Annotated in this window: 16 protein-coding genes and 1 riboswitch; of the genes, 9 read left to right on the forward strand and 7 right to left on the reverse strand. The window is 74.1% G+C overall.

Translation table 11 applies throughout. The features are described 5' to 3' along the window. Positions 1-21: 21 nt before the first annotated feature. Entirely contained in the window at positions 22-792 is a 771-nt protein-coding gene (locus tag LIV37_RS06655) for a 3-oxoacyl-ACP synthase III family protein (protein WP_020866331.1), read from the reverse strand. Between the two features lie 296 nt (positions 793-1,088). Here LIV37_RS06655 and LIV37_RS06660 point away from each other — a divergent pair, with 296 nt between their 5' ends. From LIV37_RS06660 to LIV37_RS51700, 4 genes are all read left to right on the forward strand, one after another. After that, positions 1,089-2,534: a lipase maturation factor family protein gene (locus LIV37_RS06660; RefSeq protein WP_020866332.1), complete on the forward strand. Its 1,446-nt coding sequence runs from the start codon at positions 1,089-1,091 to the stop codon at positions 2,532-2,534. A 329-nt stretch (positions 2,535-2,863) separates the two neighbouring features. Beyond that, on the forward strand, positions 2,864-3,511 hold the full coding sequence (locus tag LIV37_RS06665) for a hypothetical protein (RefSeq protein WP_020866333.1): 648 nt from the start codon (positions 2,864-2,866) through the stop codon (positions 3,509-3,511). A 31-nt stretch (positions 3,512-3,542) separates the two neighbouring features. After that, positions 3,543-3,812: a hypothetical protein gene (locus LIV37_RS06670; RefSeq protein WP_020866334.1), complete on the forward strand. Its 270-nt coding sequence runs from the start codon at positions 3,543-3,545 to the stop codon at positions 3,810-3,812. Between the two features lie 199 nt (positions 3,813-4,011). Then, a complete protein-coding gene (locus LIV37_RS51700; protein WP_020866335.1) occupies positions 4,012-4,140 on the forward strand; it encodes a hypothetical protein in 129 nt (42 codons plus the stop codon). Positions 4,141-4,195: 55 nt separating this feature from the next. Here the strand turns inward: LIV37_RS51700 and LIV37_RS06675 are convergent, their stop codons facing one another. Next, on the reverse strand, positions 4,196-5,194 hold the full coding sequence (locus tag LIV37_RS06675; protein WP_020866336.1) for a cation diffusion facilitator family transporter: 999 nt from the start codon (positions 5,192-5,194) through the stop codon (positions 4,196-4,198). Positions 5,195-5,511: 317 nt separating this feature from the next. Here LIV37_RS06675 and LIV37_RS06680 point away from each other — a divergent pair, with 317 nt between their 5' ends. Then, positions 5,512-5,766 (forward strand): hypothetical protein, encoded by a 255-nt coding sequence (locus LIV37_RS06680; RefSeq protein ID WP_121826201.1) that lies wholly within the window; start codon positions 5,512-5,514, stop codon positions 5,764-5,766. 35 nt (positions 5,767-5,801) lie between these two features. Here the strand turns inward: LIV37_RS06680 and cobN are convergent, their stop codons facing one another. Continuing rightward, on the reverse strand, positions 5,802-9,446 hold the full coding sequence (gene cobN / locus LIV37_RS06685; RefSeq protein ID WP_121826200.1) for a cobaltochelatase subunit CobN: 3,645 nt from the start codon (positions 9,444-9,446) through the stop codon (positions 5,802-5,804). A gap of 52 nt (positions 9,447-9,498) precedes the next feature. Continuing rightward, positions 9,499-9,585, reverse strand: a riboswitch (cobalamin riboswitch). Between the two features lie 143 nt (positions 9,586-9,728). Here cobN and LIV37_RS06690 point away from each other — a divergent pair. The 3 genes from LIV37_RS06690 to LIV37_RS06700 are packed head-to-tail and all read left to right on the forward strand — an operon-like array spanning position 9,729 to position 13,548. Then, on the forward strand, positions 9,729-11,306 hold the full coding sequence (locus LIV37_RS06690; RefSeq protein WP_121825752.1) for a nitrite reductase: 1,578 nt from the start codon (positions 9,729-9,731) through the stop codon (positions 11,304-11,306). Further along, positions 11,303-11,953, forward strand: a complete 651-nt coding sequence (locus LIV37_RS06695) for a precorrin-8X methylmutase (RefSeq protein ID WP_014056941.1) — start codon at positions 11,303-11,305, stop codon at positions 11,951-11,953. Before LIV37_RS06690 ends, LIV37_RS06695 begins: the two co-directional genes overlap by 4 nt. After that, on the forward strand, positions 11,950-13,548 hold the full coding sequence (locus tag LIV37_RS06700) for a precorrin-2 C(20)-methyltransferase (protein ID WP_020866339.1): 1,599 nt from the start codon (positions 11,950-11,952) through the stop codon (positions 13,546-13,548). The genes LIV37_RS06695 and LIV37_RS06700 overlap by 4 nt, the downstream gene beginning before the upstream one ends. A gap of 33 nt (positions 13,549-13,581) precedes the next feature. On the opposite strand, the gene LIV37_RS06705 is transcribed toward LIV37_RS06700, so the two are convergent. After that, positions 13,582-14,340 carry a cobalt-precorrin-6A reductase gene (locus LIV37_RS06705; protein WP_020866340.1) on the reverse strand — a complete coding sequence of 253 codons (759 nt, stop codon included), beginning with the start codon at positions 14,338-14,340 and terminating at the stop codon, positions 13,582-13,584. Between the two features lie 59 nt (positions 14,341-14,399). Between LIV37_RS06705 and LIV37_RS06710 the strand changes: the two genes are divergently transcribed. Next, positions 14,400-15,548 (forward strand): cobalt-precorrin-5B (C(1))-methyltransferase, encoded by a 1,149-nt coding sequence (locus tag LIV37_RS06710; RefSeq protein ID WP_020866341.1) that lies wholly within the window; start codon positions 14,400-14,402, stop codon positions 15,546-15,548. Between the two features lie 192 nt (positions 15,549-15,740). On the opposite strand, the gene cobM is transcribed toward LIV37_RS06710, so the two are convergent. The 3 genes from cobM to LIV37_RS06725 all read right to left on the reverse strand — a co-directional run bounded on the left by cobM (position 15,741) and on the right by LIV37_RS06725 (position 18,713). Next, the gene (gene cobM / locus LIV37_RS06715; RefSeq protein ID WP_020866342.1) at positions 15,741-16,511 is read right to left on the reverse strand and encodes a precorrin-4 C(11)-methyltransferase; all 771 of its coding nucleotides are present in this window, start codon (positions 16,509-16,511) and stop codon (positions 15,741-15,743) included. Next, positions 16,508-17,803, reverse strand: coding sequence for a precorrin-6y C5,15-methyltransferase (decarboxylating) subunit CbiE (cbiE, locus tag LIV37_RS06720; RefSeq protein ID WP_243146390.1), 1,296 nt, complete (start codon positions 17,801-17,803; stop codon positions 16,508-16,510). Before cbiE ends, cobM begins: the two co-directional genes overlap by 4 nt. Before the next feature lie 85 nt (positions 17,804-17,888). Further along, complete coding sequence (locus LIV37_RS06725; RefSeq protein WP_020866343.1) at positions 17,889-18,713, reverse strand: acyltransferase; 825 nt, start codon at positions 18,711-18,713, stop codon at positions 17,889-17,891. Between the last annotated feature and the right edge of the window lie 39 nt (positions 18,714-18,752).

Here is an 18,752-nt window from a genome sequence, read left to right on the forward strand (position 1 = left end):
CTGCCGTGTGACCCGGGTTGGTCACGGACCGCGGTGGCCGTCCTGCCATGTGAGCAGCGCGGCGCCGAGCGACATCCCGCCGCCGAAACCGGTCAGCAGCAGCGACTCCCCGTCGCCGAAGACCCCCTGCCGCCGGGCGTCGTCGAGCGCCAGCGGGATGGAGGCGGCGCTGGTGTTGCCGTGCCCGGCCACCGTCAGATGAGTGCGCGCCCGCGGCAGTCCGAGATCCGGAAGCGCCTTGGCCAGCAGCACGCCATTGCCCTGATGGGGGATGAAGTGGTCGACGCGCGCGGGGTCCGTGCGGTGTGCGGCCAGCAGGCGCCCTATCGCGCGCCCCAGCTCGGCCAGGACGTATTCGCTGACCGCGCGGCCCCGCATCCGGAAGAAGTGGCCCCCGTCGGCGAGGGTCTTCTCCGACGCCGGGGAGCGGCTGCCACCCGCCGTCACCTCGATCAGCTCGTGGAGCGCGCCGCCGCTGGTGAGCAGCGATCCGCTGAGGCCGTAGCCGGGTCGCACGGGTCCGAGCACCACCGCCCCGGCCCCGTCGCCGAAGAGCACGGCGGTGCGCCGGTCGGTGCGGTCGATGATGCGGGAGTAGACATCGGCGCCGATCACCAGGGCGTACGCGGCGGCGGCGCCGGACCCGGCGGACAGCAGCCCGGCCGCCGTCACCAGGGCGAAGACGAAGCCGCCGCAGACCGCGTCGGACACGGTCTCGGCGGGCAGATACGAGCCGGTGCCGAGGATCCCGATGGGCCGCCCGCCGGATGTCCGGACCGGCTGCTCGGTCATCTGGTTCTCCCGGCCCGCGCGGCCACCGCCGCCGTCGCCGGTGCCATCGCTGTCGTCGCTGTTCGCGGGGTGCGGCGGTGCTCGAGAAGAAGCATTGGGTGGTTCCCTCCGGGTCCATGCCGGGCTTCGACGCTACGGACCGGGCACGGCACGGATAACCCCTAACCCGTCACCCCCCTAGGCCCCCTACCGAATGAACCCGGTCCGCCGTATGACCCGGCGCATGACGGGCACCCGTCGGAGGTGGTACCGGATATATGCAGGCCGAAGGCGCACCGGCCCAGGGAGCGGTCCCCATGGAGTGGTTCACCTCATCCGACTACTGGCTGAGCCGGCTGGTCTTCCAACGGGGGCTGGCCGCCGTCTATCTGATCGCCTTTCTGGTGGCGGCCCGGCAGGGGCGGGCGCTGCTCGGCGAGCGGGGGCTGACGCCGGTGCCGCGCTTCCTGGACCGGGTGCCGTTCCGCCGCTCGCCCAGCCTGTTCCAGCTGCACTACTCCGACCGGTTCTTCGTCTGCTGTGCCTGGCTGGGGGCCGTGCTGTCGGCCGCGCTGCTGGTGGGGGCGGCGGACCGGGCGCCGCTGGCGGTCGCGATGGCGGCGTGGCTGGTGCTGTGGCTGCTGTATCTGTCGATCGTCAACGTGGGGCAGGTGTGGTACGGCTTCGGGTGGGAGTCCCTGCTGCTGGAGTCGGGGTTCCTCGCCGTGTTCCTGGGCAATGAGCACACCGCGCCGCCCGTGCTCATCCTGTGGCTGACGCGCTGGCTGCTGTTCCGGGTGGAGTTCGGCGCCGGGCTGATCAAGATCCGTGGGGACCGCTGCTGGCGGGACCTGACCTGTCTGTACTACCACCATGAGACCCAGCCGATGCCGGGGCCGCTGAGCTGGTACTTCCACCATCTGCCGAAACCGCTGCACCGCGTGGAGGTGGCGGCCAACCATGTGGCGCAGCTGATCGTGCCCGTGGTGCTGTTCACCCCGCAGCCGGTCGCGAGCGTGGCCGCGGGCATCGTCGTGGTCACCCAGCTGTGGCTGGTGGCCTCGGGGAACTTCTCCTGGCTCAACTGGCTGACGATCCTGCTGGCGCTCCCGGCGGTCGACGGCCGCCGGGCCGCCGAGGCGCTGGGGCTGCCCGGGCCGCCGGACCTCGCCGCTCCCCCGGTCTGGTACGAGGCGGTGGTGCTGGCCGCCACCGCTCTGGTGCTGGTGCTCAGCTACTGGCCGGCCCGCAATCTGCTGTCGGGGCGTCAGCTGATGAACCTCTCGTTCAATCCGGTGCACCTGGTCAACACCTACGGGGCGTTCGGGAGCGTCAACCGCAGCCGGCAGGAGGTGGTGATCCAGGGCACCGACGAGGCGGTCCTGACCCCGGACACGGTCTGGCAGGACTACGAGTTCCGGGGCAAGCCGGGCGATGTGCGCCGGTTGCCGCGCCAGTACGCCCCGTACCATCTGCGGCTGGACTGGATGATGTGGTTCGCGGGGCTCTCACCGGGCTACGCCGGGTCCTGGTTCACCCCGCTGATCGGCAAGCTGCTGGTCAACGACCGGGCGACGGTGAGGCTGCTGCGCGCCAATCCGTTCCCGGGGACGCCGCCCACCCATCTGCGGGCGCGGCTGTATCTCTACCGCTTCACCACCCGGGCGGAGCGGCGGGCCACCGGGGCCTGGTGGCACCGCACCCTGCTGAGCGAGTTCCTGCCGCCGGTCAGGCTGGAGGATCACGGCTCGTCACGGGGGTGACACGGGCCCAGGGTGAGGCTGAGGCGGCTGTCCGCCCGGGCTCGGACGGCTGCCGGGCCGAGGCTCACTCGGCTCAGGCTCACTCGGCTCAGGCGTGGCGCCCTTCGCGTTCGGGGTCTCGGCGCCGGGCGGGGGGTTGCGCAGCACGGCGTAGCCGACGCCGACGCCCAGCGCGATCGGCCATTCCAGGACTCCGGCGAGGCCCATGTGGTCGCTGCGCTCACGCCTTCCTCCTACCGGACGCCCTTTTGGTTACTTTATACCGAAATTAGATCAATATAGACCGATTTTATGACCCTGGCACACCAGGGCCGAGGGGAGAGCAGCCCGTGCCGCCCATCACGACGCTCACCGGCCTCGTCTCCGCACCGTCCCGCGCGATGAACGGCCTGCGGCTGCGGCTCGCGGACATCGCCGACGTCCTGCGGGACACCGGCGACCGGCGCACCGGCCGGACGGTGTGGGCGCGGGCGGGCCGGGCTCATGTGGAGGCACGCGGGCTGACCGGCCACGGCGAGGGCCACGAGCGGCTGGTCAAGGAGCTGGAGGACGCGCTGCGGCGGGTGGCGGGCGTCAACTGGGCCGGGGTGAACGCGGCGCTGGGCCAGGTCCTGGTCGACTTCGACGAGGACCGACTCGGTCCCAACGATGTGCTGGAGGTGGTCGAGCGCGTCGAGGAGGCCCATGGGACGGACGCGGACGCCTTCCCGGCGAGCCGTCCGCAACCGCCGTTCGCCTCCGCTCCGGCGACGCTGGCCGCGACCGCGCTCGCCGCCGACTGCCTGGGCCTGCTGACGGCCACGTTCCGGCGGGTGGCGATACGGCCCGCCCTCTCCCCCGCGCTGCGGACCCCGGCCGTGATGGCGGAGCTCCAGCCACGGGTGCGCGGTCTGCTGGAGTCCCGGCTGGGCCGTGCCCACGCCGACGCCCTGATCGGCGTGTCGAACGCCCTGGTGCACGCCCCTGACCAGGGGTGAGGCCCCGCTCGCCCTGGACGCGCTGCAGCGGGTGCTGCAACTCGCCGAGATCCGCGGCCGGCAGGCCGTATGGCAGCGCCGGGAGCCCGAGTTGGTGGCGGACGGCGCTGGGCTCCCGGCGTGCTCGCACCCGCCCACCTCCCGGCCCGCGCCGCTGCCTTCCGGGCCGGTGGAGACCTGCGTCTGTACGCCGCTGGGCCCGATGGCCTGGTCGATCGTCGGTGGCTGCTCGGCCGCCACCGTGGGGGCGGCCGTCGCGCCGCGACTGCTCTTCCCCCGGCGGGTGCCGCTCGCGGTCTGATTCCGAGGATTCCACCCCGGAACAGAACACGAGGATTCCACCTCAGAACGGAACATCCAGGGCGTTTCCCACCCAGATCTTTCCGTCCGTTAACCCACCGCTCACCCGATGTGCGCCGCCCGCTTTCCGGCCCCGGTCAGGCTATGGAACTGGAAGCGGAAGCCTCGCTTCCGATCGTGTCCCATCCAGTGAGGTACTCATGGCCGACATTCTCACGACCGTCCTGGTCAAGCTGGCCCAGCTCGCGCTGGAGGCGTTGGTCGCCCAGCTCGCGAAGACGCTTCTGACCGCCGCCCTCAGGCCGACCGCCGCCCCGGCCGCGGCCTGACACGGCCGACCCGCGGGTTCCCGGACCCCGCCGACCGTGCCCGGACCGCCCCCGCTCAGTGGCCGTACGACGCGGCCCTGTGCACCGGGCCGTGGGCGGTCGGACAGTGCTCCCCGTCGACACGTCCCCGCTCGGCGGGCTCGTCCAGATGGTCCACCTGCAGCGTGGTGTGGGTGATCCCGTACTCGCCGCTCAGCACCGCCTCCAGGTCCTCCCGGACGGCGTGGCAGTCGCCGCCCGCCGCCACCAGGACATGGGCGGAGAGCGAGACCTCGCCCGAGGTGATCTGCCAGACATGCAGATCGTGCACCTCGGCCACCTGCCCATGGGCGACCAGCCGGGCGCCCACCTCATCGGGCTCGACGCCGGTGGGGGCGGCCTCCAGCAGCACCCGCCCGGAGGCCCGCAGCAGTTCCACGCCCGCCTTGATCATGAGGAGCACCACCAGCAGACCGGCGATCGCGTCGGCCCGGGCGAAGCCCGTCGTCACCACCACCAGCCCCGCGATGGCGGTGGCGATGAAGGCGTAGAGATCGTTGAGCACATGCTGGAAGGCGCCCTCGACATTGAGCGAGGAGCGGTTCGCCTTCGACATGCACCACGCGGCCGCGAGATTCACGACCACACCGGCCAGCGCGGTGACCAGCACCAGACCACCGGTCACCTCGGGCGGATCGATCAGCCGCCCCACACCCTCATAGCCGAGATAGGCGCCGAGCAGCAGCAGGGAAAGCCCATTGGCCTGGGCGGAAAGGATTTCCGACCGCTTGAGCCCATAGGTGTATCCGCCACGTGCGGGGCGCGCCGAGAGCCGGATCGCGATGAGCGCGAGAACGATCGAGGCGGCGTCGGTGAGCATATGGGCCGCGTCGGACAGCAGCGCCACGGAGCCGGCGACAATCCCGGCGATGACCTCCACCGCCATGAAGCCGCTGATCAGCGCGAGGGCGAGGGTCAGCCACCGGCGGTCGGCGTTCTCCGCCACCCCGTGGGTGTGGCCGCCGTGGCCGTGCCCGCCGTGCCCCTCGTCGGGTCCGTGCGCATGAGCTCCCACCGGCTCCTCCTCGGATCGTCTTCGGAACAGCGCAATTGAAACAGGCCCGAGGGGAATTCACCAAAGGCTGCAATGGACACGGTTATCAATAAACTCTGACCCCCGCGGCGAATGGGCTTTATGAATGCGGCAACGCTTTTCATTTCACGGTGCGAAAAGGGGAGCGGCCCCGGTCGCCGGGCGGGTCACCGTGGCACCGCCGGATCGGGCCGCCAGGCAGTCGCTGACATGTGCGACACCACGCCGATGCGGGTGAGACCGGCGTGTGGAAGGTGACCCGGCGGGGCGGGGCGCGTTGTCCGAATATGACGACGACGATGCGACGCCGTTCTCTCTCGCAGCCGAGCAGAGCGCTGGACCGGAGCACCGAAGGCGACGGAACGGTACATCAGACCGTTCACACGTCCACGTCCGTACCGATCTACGCGGCGCTGGTCGAGCGCTGGGCCTCCGCGGGACGCGCGGTGCCCGGGCGCTACGACCGCGAGTGGACCGAACTGGTCAACTGTCCGCCCTGGCCGGACCGGATCCGGGCGGCGACCCGCCCGGCGGCACGCTCGTCCGCCGACTGAGCCACCGCCGGACGCACCGGGAAGCGCGGACGCGCCTACTCGTCGTCCCCGCCCTCCAGGCCGCCCTCCGTCTCCAGGTACAGCTCCCGCACCCGCTCCAGCACCTCCGGGTCGGGCTCGTCCCACAGCCCGCGGCTCTCGGCCTCCAGCAGCCGCTCGGCCATGCCGTGCAGCGCCCAGGGGTTGGCCTCCTCCAGGAAGGCGCGGTTCTCCGGGTCGAGCAGATAGGTCTGGGCGAGCTTGTCGTACATCCAGTCGGCGACCACGCCCGTGGTCGCGTCGTAGCCGAAGAGGTAGTCGACCGTCGCGGCGAGCTCGAACGCGCCCTTGTAGCCGTGGCGGCGCATCGCCTCGATCCAGCGCGGGTTGACCACCCGGGCCCGGAAGACCCGTGAGGTCTCCTCGTGGAGGGTGCGGGTGCGGACCGTCTCGGGGCGGGTGGAGTCGCCGATGTACGCGGCGGGCGCGGTGCCCTTCAGGGCGCGCACGGTGGCCACCATGCCGCCGTGGTACTGGAAGTAGTCGTCGGAGTCGGCGATGTCGTGTTCGCGGGTGTCGGTGTTCTTGGCCGCGACCGCGATCCGGCGGTAGGCGCTCTCCATCTCCGCGCGCGCCGGGCGCCCCTCGAGGCCGCGGCCGTAGGCGTAGCCGCCCCAGACCGTGTAGACCTCGGCGAGGTCGGCGTCGGTGCGCCAGTCGCGGCTGTCGATGAGCTGGAGCAGTCCGGCGCCGTAGGTGCCGGGGCGGGAGCCGAAGATCCGGGTGGTGGCGCGGCGCTCGTCACCGTGTGCGGCGAGGTCGGCGCGGGTGTGCGCCCGTACGTAGTTGTCGTCGTCGCTCTCGTCGAGGGTGGCGGCGAGCCGTACGGCGTCGTCCAGCAGCCCGACGACATGCGGGAAGGCGTCCCGGAAGAAGCCGCTGATGCGCAGGGTGACATCGACACGCGGGCGGCCCAGCTGGTCGAGGGGTACCGGTTCGAGCCCCGTCACCCGCCGCGAGGCGTCGTCCCACACCGGTCGGATGCCCAGCAGCGCCAGCGCCTCGGCCACATCGTCGCCGGAGGTGCGCATCGCGCTCGTCCCCCACAGCGAGAGGCCGACGGACTTCGGCCACTGACCGTCGTTGTCGGCGCGGTAGCGCTCCAGCAGCGAATCGGCGAGCGCCTGGCCGGTCTCCCAGGCCAGCCTGCTGGGCACGGCCTTGGGGTCGACGGAGTAGAAGTTGCGGCCGGTCGGCAGGACGTTGACCAGTCCGCGCAGCGGCGAGCCCGACGGGCCGGCCGGGACGAAGCCGCCGTTCAGCGCGTGCACGGCGTGGTCGATCTCGTCCGTCGTGGCGGCCAGCCGGGGTACGACCTCGCGGGCGGCGAAGTCGAGGACCGCGGAGACCGCGGGGCGCTGCTCATCGGGCAGGGTGAGGACCGCCTTCTCGACGGCCTCCGGGGCCCATCCGGCGTCCTCCATCGCCTGGACCAGCGCACGGGCCCGCTCCTCGGCCTCGTCGGCACCGGTGCGGGTGGCGGCCGACTCGTCCAGGCCGAGCGCCTCGCGCAGACCGGGGAGCGCGGACGTACCGCCCCAGATCTGGCGGGCGCGGAGGATGGCCAGTACGAGGTTGACGCGCTCGGGGCCGGTCGGCGCGCCGCCCAGGACATGCAGTCCGTCGCGGATCTGGGCGTCCTTGACCTCGCACAGCCAGCCGTCGACGTGCAGCAGGAAATCGTCGAAGCCGTCGTCGTCCGGCCGCTGCTCCAGGCCCAGGTCGTGGTCGAGCCGGGCGGCCTGGATGAGGGTCCAGATCTGGGCGCGGATGGCGGGGAGCTTGGCCGGGTCCATCGCGGAGATGGCCGCGTACTCGTCCAGCAGCTGCTCCAGCCGGGCGATGTCGCCGTAGGAGTCGGCGCGGGCCATCGGCGGCACGAGGTGGTCGACCAGGGTGGCGTGGACTCGGCGCTTGGCCTGGGTGCCCTCGCCCGGGTCGTTGACCAGGAAGGGGTAGACCAGCGGCAGATCGCCGAGCGCGGCGTCGGGGCCGCAGGCGGCGGACAGCCCCGCGTTCTTACCCGGCAGCCACTCCAGGTTGCCGTGTTTGCCCAGGTGGACCATGGCGTCGGCGCCGAAGCCGCCGTCCGTCCGCGCGGTGGCCATCCAGCGGTAGGCGGCCAGATAGTGGTGCGAGGGCGGCAGATCGGGGTCGTGGTAGATGGCGATGGGGTTCTCGCCGAAGCCGCGCGGCGGCTGGATGACGACCAGGAGGTTGCCGCGGCGCAGCGCGGCCAGCACGATCTCGCCCTCGGGGTCGCGGCTGGTGTCCACGAACATCTCGCCGGGCGGCGGGCCCCAGTGCTCCTCGACCGCGTCCCGGAGCTCCCGCGGGAGCGTGGCGTACCAGCGGCGGTAGTCGGCGGCCGGGATGCGGACGGGGTTGCGGGCGAGCTGCTCCTCGGTGAGCCACTCCTGATCGTGGCCGCCCGCCTCGATGAGGGCGTAGATCAGCTCGTCGCCCTCGCCGGAGACCAGGCCCGGCAGCGCGTCCGGTCCGTCCTCGGGACCGAGGTCGTAGCCTTCGGCGCGCAGCCGGCGCAGCAGTGCGACGGCGCTCGCGGGCGTGTCGAGGCCGACGGCGTTGCCGATCCGGGAGTGCTTGGTGGGGTAGGCGGAGAGGACGAGCGCGAGGCGCTTGTCGGCGGCGGGGATATGGCGGAGCCGGGCGTGTCGTACCGCGATCCCGGCGACACGCGCGGCGCGCTCGGCGTCGGCGGCATAGACCGGCAGACCGTCCTCGTCCACCTCCTTGAACGAGAACGGCACGGTGATGAGCCGCCCGTCGAACTCGGGGACGGCGACCTGGGTCGCGGCGTCCAGCGGCGAAAGACCCTCGTCGTTCTCCTCCCAGGCGGCGCGCGGCGAGGTCAGGCACAGCGCCTGGAGTACGGGCACGTCGAGCGCGGTGAGCGCGCCCGCGTCCCAGGCCTCGTCGTCGCCGCCCGCGGACGCCTCGGCGGGGCGGGTGCCACCGGCCGCGAGAACGGTGGTGACGATGGCGTCGGCCGCGCCGAGGGCCTCGACCAGCTCGGGTTCGGGGGCCCGCAGCGAGGCGACGAACAGCGGCAGCGGGCGGCCCCCGGCGTCCTCCACGGCGCGGCACAGGGCCTCCACGAAGGCGGTATTGCCGCTCATGTGGTGGGCGCGGTAATAGAGCACCGCGATGGTCGGGGCGGCGGTGTCGCCCGGGGCGGCCGCGTGGCCGGTGCGCTCCAGCGGACCCCAGGTGGGCGCGGGCGCGGGCGGTTCGAAGCCATGGCCGGTGAGGAGCACGGTGTCGGAGAGGAACCGGGCCAGTTGGTCCAGGTTGGCGGGTCCGCCGTGGGCGAGGTAGGCGTGGGCCTCGGCGGCGATGCCGACCGGGACCGTGGACGCCTCCATGAGCTGGGCGTCGGGCGCCTGTTCACCGCTGAGGACCACGACGGGCAGATCGCCCGCGAGCAGCGTGTCGAGTCCCTCCTGCCAGGCGCGGATGCCGCCGAGGAGCCGTACGACGACGAGTTCGGCGCCGTCGAGCAGGGCGGGGAGGTCCTCGAGGGCGAGGCGGGCCGGGTTGGCGAGGCGGTACGGCACCGGGCCCGTGGCGGCACGGGCGCTGAGCAGGTCGGTGTCGGACGTCGACAGCAGCAGAATCATGCGGCGCATGCCTTCCTCGGGGTCCGCGCCCCGGGCGGGTTGAAGACGGCGGCAGTTCCTGGCTCGCGCGCCCGCTGCCGTTTCGGCAGCCGCCGCGCTCACAGTGGCGGGACCGCGCCGGATTTCCACCGGCTTCCTACCGTGAGTGCCGTCTTGTGCGTTTCGGCGGGCCGGGACCGACCCGCCGCTGAGCATAGTAAGCGTTGCTGACCTGCCACGGGGCGGTGCGTTCCGGTCTCCGTGGAGTCTGGCCGGGGCGGTGGGCCGGAGCGGATCGTCGGTATGCTCGCCGCCATGCCCCTCCCCCCGACAACCACCCCATCCGGGGATGAAACCCCCGTGCGCGGTCGCGATGACGCCTGTCCGGGCGCGCTGCGGCTGCACCCGGCGGACGACGGTTCGCTGGCCCGGATCCGGGTGCCGGGCGGGCTGCTGACGGCTCGTCAGGCGCAGGCGCTGGGGCGGGTGGCCGAGGAGCTGGGCGACGGGCGGCTGGACATCACCTCACGGGGCAATGCGCAGGTGCGGGGCCTCGCGGCGGGGTGCGGCGCGGAGCTGGCGGCCCGGCTGCGGGCGGCCGGGCTGCTTCCCTCGGACCGCCATGACCGGGTGCGCAACATCGTGGCGTCGCCGCTGTCCGGCCTGGACGGCGCGGGGTACGCCGATGTGGTGGCGTGGGTACGGGAGTTGGACGCCGCGCTGTGCGACGAGGCATGCGTCGGCACGTTGGCGGCACGCGGGGAATTGTCGGGCTTGTCGGGCAGGTTTCTGTTCGCGCTGGACGACGGGCGTGGCGACGTGGCCGCGTTGGGCGCGGATGTGACATTGATCGCAACGCCCGGTGGTGGAGCGGTGCTGCGGGTCGGGGGGCCGCCGGCGGGTGCGGGCGTGGCGAGCGCCGGCCCGGGCGGGGCGGCCGGGGCTGGTGATCTGTGGATGCGGAGCGAGGACGCGGCGCGGGCGGCCGCGCTGGCCGCGGTGGAGTTCCTGGCGAGGGCGCGGGAGAGCGGGACCCGGGCGTGGCGGGTACGTGAACTCCCCGCGCAACACGCGGTGACCGCCGATCGCTTGGCGGCCCGGCTCGCCGACGCGGGCATCGGCACCGGGCCGCACCCGGGCGCGCCGGGCCCGCGCCCGCCGCAGCCGCCGCCGGCCCCCGGGGTGGTCCGCGGCCCGGACGGGCGCCACGCGCTGTCCGTCGCCCTCCCCCTGGGCCGGGTGAGCGCGGCGCAGTGGCGGCTGCTCACCGGGCTCGCCTCCCGGAGCGGGGCGGATGAGCTGCGTATGACACCCTGGCGCGGCGTGGTGCTCCCCGGGTTCGCCCCGGACGACACGCGCGGCGCCTTGTCGGAACTGTCCGGCGCGGGACTGGTGACCACGCCGGACTCGCCGTGGCTCGGGGTCGGCGCGTGTACGGGACGGCCCGGCTGCGCCAAGTCCCTGGCGGATGTGCGGGCCCACGCGACGCGCATGGTCGCGGACACGGCGCGCGGGGCCGCGGAGACAGCGGAAGCGGACACGGCTGAAGCGGACACGGCTGAAGCGGTAACGGACACCGGACGAGCGGTCGCGGGCGGTTCGGAGCCGCGGCCGATGAGCGGCACCGCGTCCGGCGGCGGCCGCCGGGGCGCGCCCGATCCGCCGCCGGTGTACGTCTCCGGCTGTGAACGGCGCTGCGGCCACCCCGGGGGCCGCTGGGTGGACGCGCTGGCGACCGGCGACACGGGCTACCGGGTCACCGTGCGGGGCGGCGCGAAGGGCGACCCGCCGGAGGCGGAGGACGGCGTGGCGGAGGACGGCGTGGAAGTGACAGCAGAGCAGTTGGCCGGCGCCGTTGCGGCGGCCCGTGGAACGACATGATCGAGGACACCGTGTTCGACTACGAGAAGGACGGGGCGGCCATCTACCGCGCGTCCTTTGCCACCATCCGCGCCGAGGCCGACCTCGGCGGGCTCCCCGCCGACGTCAGCCAGGTGGCGGTGCGGATGATCCACGCCTGCGGCATGGTCGACCTGGTCAAGGACCTCGCGTACACCCCCGAGGTGGTCTCCCGCGCCCGCGCCGCGCTGCGGTCCGGCGCGCCCGTGCTCTGCGACGCGCGCATGGTGGCCAGCGGGGTCACCCGCAAGCGGCTGCCCGCCGACAACGAGGTGATCTGCACCCTCGCGGACCCCGCCGTACCGGAGTTGGCGCGGCGCATGGGCACCACGCGCAGCGCCGCCGCGCTGGAGCTGTGGCGGGACCGGCTGGAGGGGGCGGTGGTGGCGGTCGGCAACGCGCCCACGGCGCTGTTCCGGCTGCTGGAGATGATCGAAGAAGGCGGGGCGGGCGCGCCGCGCCCGGCCGCCGTGATCGGCGTGCCGGTGGGCTTCATCGGCGCGGCCGAGTCCAAGGAGGCGCTGGCCGGGCATCCGGCGGCGCTCGACCACCTGGTGGTGCACGGCCGGCGCGGCGGCAGCGCCATCGCCGCGGCCGCGATCAACGCGATAGCGAGCGAGGAAGAGTGAGCGAGCAGCAGACGGGCCGGCTCTACGGTGTGGGGCTCGGCCCCGGCGACCCCTCCCTGATGACCGTACGCGCGGTGGAGGTCATCGCCGCGGCCGACGTCATCGCTTACCACAGCGCCCGGCACGGGCGCAGCATCGCGCGCTCCATCGCCGAGCGCCATCTGCGGCCCGACCACATCGAGGAGCGGCTGGTCTACCCGGTCACCACGGAGACCACCGACCACCCGGGCGGCTATCGCGGCGCGATGGAGGAGTTCTACGCGGACGCGGCCGCCCGGCTCGCCGCGCATCTGGACGCGGGGCGCACGGTCGCGGTGCTCGCGGAGGGCGATCCGCTCTTCTACGGCTCGTACATGCACATGCACAAGCGGCTCGCCGACCGCTACCCCACCGAGGTCATCCCCGGTGTCACCTCGGTCAGCGCCGCGGCCGCCCGGCTCGGCACACCGCTGGTGGAGGGCGAGGAGGTGCTGACGGTCCTCCCCGGCACCCTGCCGGAGGAGGAGTTGACGGCCCGGCTGGCCACGGCGGACGCGGCGGCCGTGATGAAGCTCGGCCGGACCTTCCCGACGGTGCGCCGGGCGCTGGAGCGGTCGGGACGGCTCGCGGACGCGCGCTATGTGGAGCGCGCCACGATGAACGCGGAGCGGACCGCCCCGCTGGCCGAGGTCGACCCGGAGTCGGTGCCGTACTTCTCGATGGCGGTGCTGCCGAGCCGCGTGGACGCGACGCGCGGTGACGGCGGTGACGCGCCGCACGGCGACCGCGGCGACGCACCGCACGGCGACCGCGTGGACGCGCCGCGCGGTGACCACGCGGACGCGCCGCGCGGTGCGTCCGGCGGCCTGGGCGAAGTCGTGGTCGTCGGCCTCGGCCCGGCCGGTCCGCTGTGGCTCACCCCCGAGGCGCGCGGCGAGCTGGCCGCCGCCGGGGACCTCGTCGGCTACACCACGTACCTGGACCGGGTGCCCGTACGGCCGGGCCAGCGGCGCCACGCCTCCGACAACAAGGTCGAGGCCGTACGCGCCGAGTTCGCCCTCGACCTCGCCCGGCGGGGCCGGCGTGTCGCCGTGGTCTCCTCGGGCGACCCGGGCGTGTTCGCGATGGCCACCGCCGTCCTGGAGGCCGCCTGCGAGGACCCCTATCGCGAGGTCCCGGTGCGGATCGTCCCCGGTATGACGGCGGCCCACGCGGCCGCCGCCCGGGCCGGTGCCCCGCTCGGCCACGACTACGCGGTGATCTCCCTCTCCGACCGGCTCAAGCCCTGGGAGGTCATCGCCGAGCGGCTGCGCGCCGCAGCGGCGGCCGACCTGGTGCTCGCCCTCTACAACCCCGGCTCCCGCAGCCGTGTCTGGCAGGTGGGCAAGGCCCGCGAACTCCTGCTGGAGCACCGCGCCCCGGACACGCCCGTGGTGCTGGGCCGCGACATCGGCGGCCCCGGGGAACGCGTGCGAATCGTCCGGCTGGCCGACCTCGACCCGGCCCAGGTCGACATGCGCACGATCCTCCTGGTCGGCTCCACCCAGACCCGCACGGTCCGCCGCGGCGACGGCACCGACGTCGTCTGGACCCCGCGCCGCTATCCGGAGGCTTAAGCCCGGAGGGCTCCCGGCGCGGAGCGCCCCGGCTCAGGCCAGGGCCGTCCGCAGCCAGGCGGCGGCTTCGGCCGGGGTTTCGGCCACCGGGATGCCCTGGGGGGCGGGTGGGCGGCGGATGACGACGACCGGGAGGGCGGCGGCGCGGGCCGCGGCGAGTTTGGCGGCGGTGGCGTGGGCGCCGCTGTCCTTGGTGACCAGCACCTCGACGCGATGGCGGCGCAGCAGCTCCGCCTCGCCCTCGAAGGTGAACGGGCCGCGGTCGAGGATCACCTCCATCCGGGGCGGTACCGGCGGCTCGGGCGCGTCGACCGAGCGGACCAGGAACCACTGCCCGGTCAGATGGGCGAAGGCGGCCAGGCCCATCCGACCCGTGGTGAGGAAGACCCGCTCCCCCAGGCCCGGCAGCAGCCGCGCGGCCTCGGCCAGAGAGCCGGCCGGGTGCCAGCGGTCGCCCGGACCGGGTACCCAGCCGGGGCGGCGCAGGGCGAGCAGGGGAACATGGACGTCGGCGGCCGCCCGGGCCGCGTGGGAACTGATCGTGTCGGCGAAAGGATGGGTGGCGTCGATGAGCGCGTCCACCTGGTGCTCGCGGAGCCAGCTGGCCATGCCCTCGGCACCGCCGAACCCGCCGATCCGCACCTGCCCCACCGGCAGCCGCGGCGCGGCGACCCGGCCCGCGAGGGAGCTGGTGACGCGCAGCGCGGGCGTGTCGGCGAGCTCCTCGGCGAGGCGGCGCGCCTCGGTGGTGCCGCCGAGGATGAGCACATGGCGCGCCGGTGCGCTGTTCATCGGGATCGGGTGCCTTTCGTCGTCCGTGCGCCCGTCATCGTACGCACGGCGGCCCGCCCATGGCTGAGGCGGAGACGACGGCCGAGGCGACCGGGGGGCGGGGCGCGCAGCTGGAGCGGTCGGGGCTGCGGCACGGCTGGACCACCGGGGCGTGTGCCACCGCCGCGACCACGGCCGCGTACACCGCGCTGCTGGGCGCGGAGTTCCCCGACCCGGTGACCATCGAACTGCCCAAGGGGCAGCGGCCCGCGTTCGCGCTCGCCGCCGAGGAACTGACGGCGGACCGCGCCATGGCCGCGGTCGTCAAGGACGCGGGGGACGATCCGGATGTGACCCACGGCGCGCTGGTCAGGGCCACGGTACGGGTTCTGCCGCCCGGCAGCGGAGTGGTCTTCCGGGCCGGTCCGGGCGTCGGCACGGTGACCCGGCCCGGGCTGCCGCTCGACGTGGGCGAACCGGCCATCAACCCCGTGCCGCGCCAGATGATGCGCGACCACATCGCCTCGGTCGCGGCCCGGTACGGCGGAACCGGCGACGTCGAGATCGAGATCTCGGTGGACCACGGCGAGGAGATCGCCCGCTCCACCTGGAATCCCCGTCTGGGCATCCTCGGCGGGCTGTCCATCCTCGGCACGACGGGCATCGTGGTGCCCTACTCCTGCTCGGCCTGGATCGACAGCATCCGGCGCGGGGTGGACGTCGCCCGCGCGGCGGGGCGCACGCATGTCGCGGGCTGTACGGGCTCGACGTCCGAGAAGGTGGCGGTGGCCGTGCACGGGCTGCCGCAGGACGCGCTCCTGGACATGGGCGACTTCGCGGGCGCGGTCCTGAAGTATCTGCGCCGCCACCCGGTCGACCGGCTGACGGTCGCCGGCGGCTTCGCCAAGCTCTCCAAACTGGCCGCGGGCCATCTGGACCTGCACTCCTCCCGGTCCCAGGTGGACAAGGGCTTCCTCGCGGAACTGGCCCTCCGGGGAGGGGCCGACGAGGAACTGGCGGAGGCGGTGGCCACGGCCAACACGGGCCTGGAGACCGTACAGCTGTGCACCGCCCGCGGCGTCCCCCTCGGCGACCTGGTCGCGGCGGCGGCCCGCGACACGGCCCTCGGGGTGCTGCGCGGGGCGCCGGTGGCGGTGGACGTCATCTGCATCGACCGCGCCGGGACGATCGTGGGCCGCGCCGACCCCCGCGGTCCCGGCGGTGGCTGACCCCCGTCCCCGTGCGGCATCCGCCGGTGCCGACAGCCTCGGCGGCCCGCGCGACACTGCCCGGGTGATGCCACCCGCGAGCCCGCCGTACGCCGCGCGTGGCGTCGACGCCATCGCCACCACGGACATGGCGCGCCGTGCGCGGCACGACACACGCGAAACCACGCACGGACACCCGCCGGGGCGAGGGCCTCAGATCGTGGGCGGGGAGCCGGGGGCGCCGAGGCGGGTCCTGTCCGGGGAGTAGAGGTGGCTGTCGGGGAACTGGGCGGCGGCCAGGGTTCGGCCGACGATGATGACCGCTGTGCGGACCACGCCTGCCGCCTTCACCCGGGTCGCGATGTCGTCCAGGGTGCCGCGCAGGACCAGTTCGTCGGGGCGGCTGGCCATGGCGACGACGGCGGCCGGGCAGGCGGCTCCGTAGTGCGGGAGGAGCTCGGCGACGACGCGGTCCACATAGCGGGCGGCGAGGTGCAGGACAAGCAGGGCGCCGCTGCGGCCGAGGGTGGCGAGATCCTCGCCGTCCGGCATGGGGGTGGCCTGCTGGGCGATGCGGGTGAGGATGACGGTCTGGCCGACGGTCGGGATCGTCAGTTCGCGCTTCAGCGCGGCGGCCGCGGCGGCGAACGCGGGGACGCCCGGAACCACGTCGTACGGAACGCCGGCCGCGTCGAGGCGGCGCATCTGCTCGGCGACGGCGCTGAAGACCGACGGATCGCCGGAGTGGAGCCGGGCCACATCGTGGCCCGCCTCATGGGCGGCGACCAGCTCGGCGGTGATCTGGTCCAGGTCGAGCTGGGCGGTGTCGACGAGGCGGGCGTCCGGCGGGCATTCGGCGAGGAGTTCACGGGGCACCAGGCTGCCCGCGTACAGACACACCTGGCAGCGGGCCAGGGTCCGGGCGCCGCGCACCGTGATCAGGTCGGCGGCGCCGGGGCCCGCGCCGATGAAGTACACCGTCATCGTGTTTCTCCTTGTGCGGCTTCGACGGATCCCTCGGGATCGGCGGCGTCCCCGCCAGGGCCTCGGGAAGCGAGCGTTTTGGTGGCGGACCACTGGGTGACCGGCATCGCCTGCCGCCAGCCGGTGAACGCCCCGACCGGGGTGGCGTGGGAGACGGCGAGGCGGACGAGTTCGCCGCCGTGGCGGCGGTACCAGTCGGCGAGCAGCGCCTCGGACTCCAGGGTCACGGTGTTGGCCACGATCCGGCCGCCCGGCGGCAGGGCCGCCCAGCACGCCGCCAGCACGCCGGGGGCGGTCAGCCCGCCGCCGATGAACACCGCGTCGGGGGTGGGCAGTCCGGCCAGCGCGGCCGGGGCGGCGCCGGTGACGACGGTCAGCGCGGGCACACCGAGCGCGGCGGCGTTGCGGCCGATGCGCTCGGCGCGCACCGCGTCGCGTTCGACCGAGACCGCCCGGCAGGTGCGGTGGGCACGCATCCACTCCACGGCGATGGAGCCCGAGCCGCCGCCGACGTCCCACAGCAGTTCCCCGGGGGCGGGCGCGAGCGCGGCGAGGGTGGCGGCCCGCACATGGCGCTTGGTCAGCTGGCCGTCGTGGTCGTACGCCGCGTCGGGCAGCCCCGGCGTGAGCGACAGCGGCCGGGCGCCGTCCGCCGGGGCGCAGTCGACGGCGATGACGTTGAGGGGGTCGCCGGGCGGATGGGGCCACGCCTCGGCCGTGCCCTCCGCGCACCGCTCCCCCGCGCTCCCCAGTCGCTCCAGCACCCGCAGCCGACTCGGGCCGAAGCCACGCTCCCCGAGCAGCCCGGCCACCTCGGCGGGGGTGTCCGCGCCCGCGCTGAGCACGAGGAGCCGCCGGCCGGCGTACAGCTCACGGTTCAGCGTGGTCAGGGGGCGGCCGACGAGGCTGACCACCTCGGTCTCCTCCAGCGCCCAGCCGAGCCGCGCGCAGGCCAGGGAGACGGACGACGGATGGGGCAGCACCCGCAGCCGCTCGGCGCCCAGCAGCTCGGCCAGGGTGCGGCCGATGCCGAAGAACATGGGGTCGCCGCTGGCCAGCACCGAGATCCGCCGCCCGGTGTGCGCGGCGAACAGCCCGGGGACGGCGGGGCGCAGCGGGGACGGCCAGGGCACCCGTTCGCCGGGGCACTCCGGCGGCAGCAGGCCCAGATGACGCCGTCCGCCGATGACCACCTCGGCCGTGCGCAGCGCCTCGCGGGCGGCGGGGCCGAGCCCCTCCCAGCCGTCGGCGCCGATGCCGATGACGGTCACGGGGGGAGGCGGCGGGCTCACGGTGGTCACCTTCGGGGTCGGGGACAGCTTCAGGGGCGGGGACGGCTTCGGGGTCGGGGACGGTCCACGAAACTCTACTGACCTGCTACGACGCCCCGGCCCCCGGCTCCCGCTCCAGCCCGCGCTCCTCATGCTCCAGGTTCCGCTCCCCCGTCTGTTCCCGTGCCTGTTCCCGTTCGCGCTCCAGCTCCGCCAGCGCGAGCAGTTGCTGGACGGTCATGTCCTCGGGGATCGGCACCGGCGCCGGGGTGCGCAGCGGCGGCTGCCAGCCCTCGTCCGGGGCCCAGCGCCGTATGACCCGGGCCGGCGCCCCGGCCACCACGGCGTGGTCGGGCACCTCGCCCCGTACGACCGCGCCCGCCGCGACCACGACATTGCGGCCCAGCCGCGCCCCCGGCAGGATCACCGCGCCCGCGCCCAGCCAGCTGCCGGGGCCGATGCGGACGGGCGCGGAGCGTGGCCACTGGCGGCCGATGGGCTGGTCCGGATCGTCGTAGGAGTGGTTGTCGCTGGTCACATAGACGTACGGAGCGCAGAAGACATCGTCGCCGAACTCCACACTGACGGAGGCGATCACATGGCTGCCCCGGCCCAGCACCACGCCGTTGCCGATGCGCAGCACCGGTTCGGGGCCGAGGTCCACATCGGGCATCATGCCGGCGGTGAGGGTCACCTGCTCGCCGATGACGCAGTGCTCGCCGAGCTCGATCCACGGTTCGCCGAAGAGGGTGCCCTGGGGGAACGCCAGCCGGGTGCCGACGCCGATGCGGCCGAAGCGGTACGGGCCGGGGCGCTCCGCGGTCACCGCGCCGGCCCGCTGTACGGCGCGCCATCCACGGTGGACCAGACGGGAAGTGACACGTCCGCACCAGCCCCGCCAGGATGAGAACACGTTCTCGTTCTTCGGCATCCGCCCACCGTATCGACCCATCGGGGGAGCGTCTCCACC

This window comes from Streptomyces rapamycinicus NRRL 5491 (assembly GCF_024298965.1).
Taxonomy (GTDB): domain Bacteria; phylum Actinomycetota; class Actinomycetes; order Streptomycetales; family Streptomycetaceae; genus Streptomyces; species Streptomyces rapamycinicus.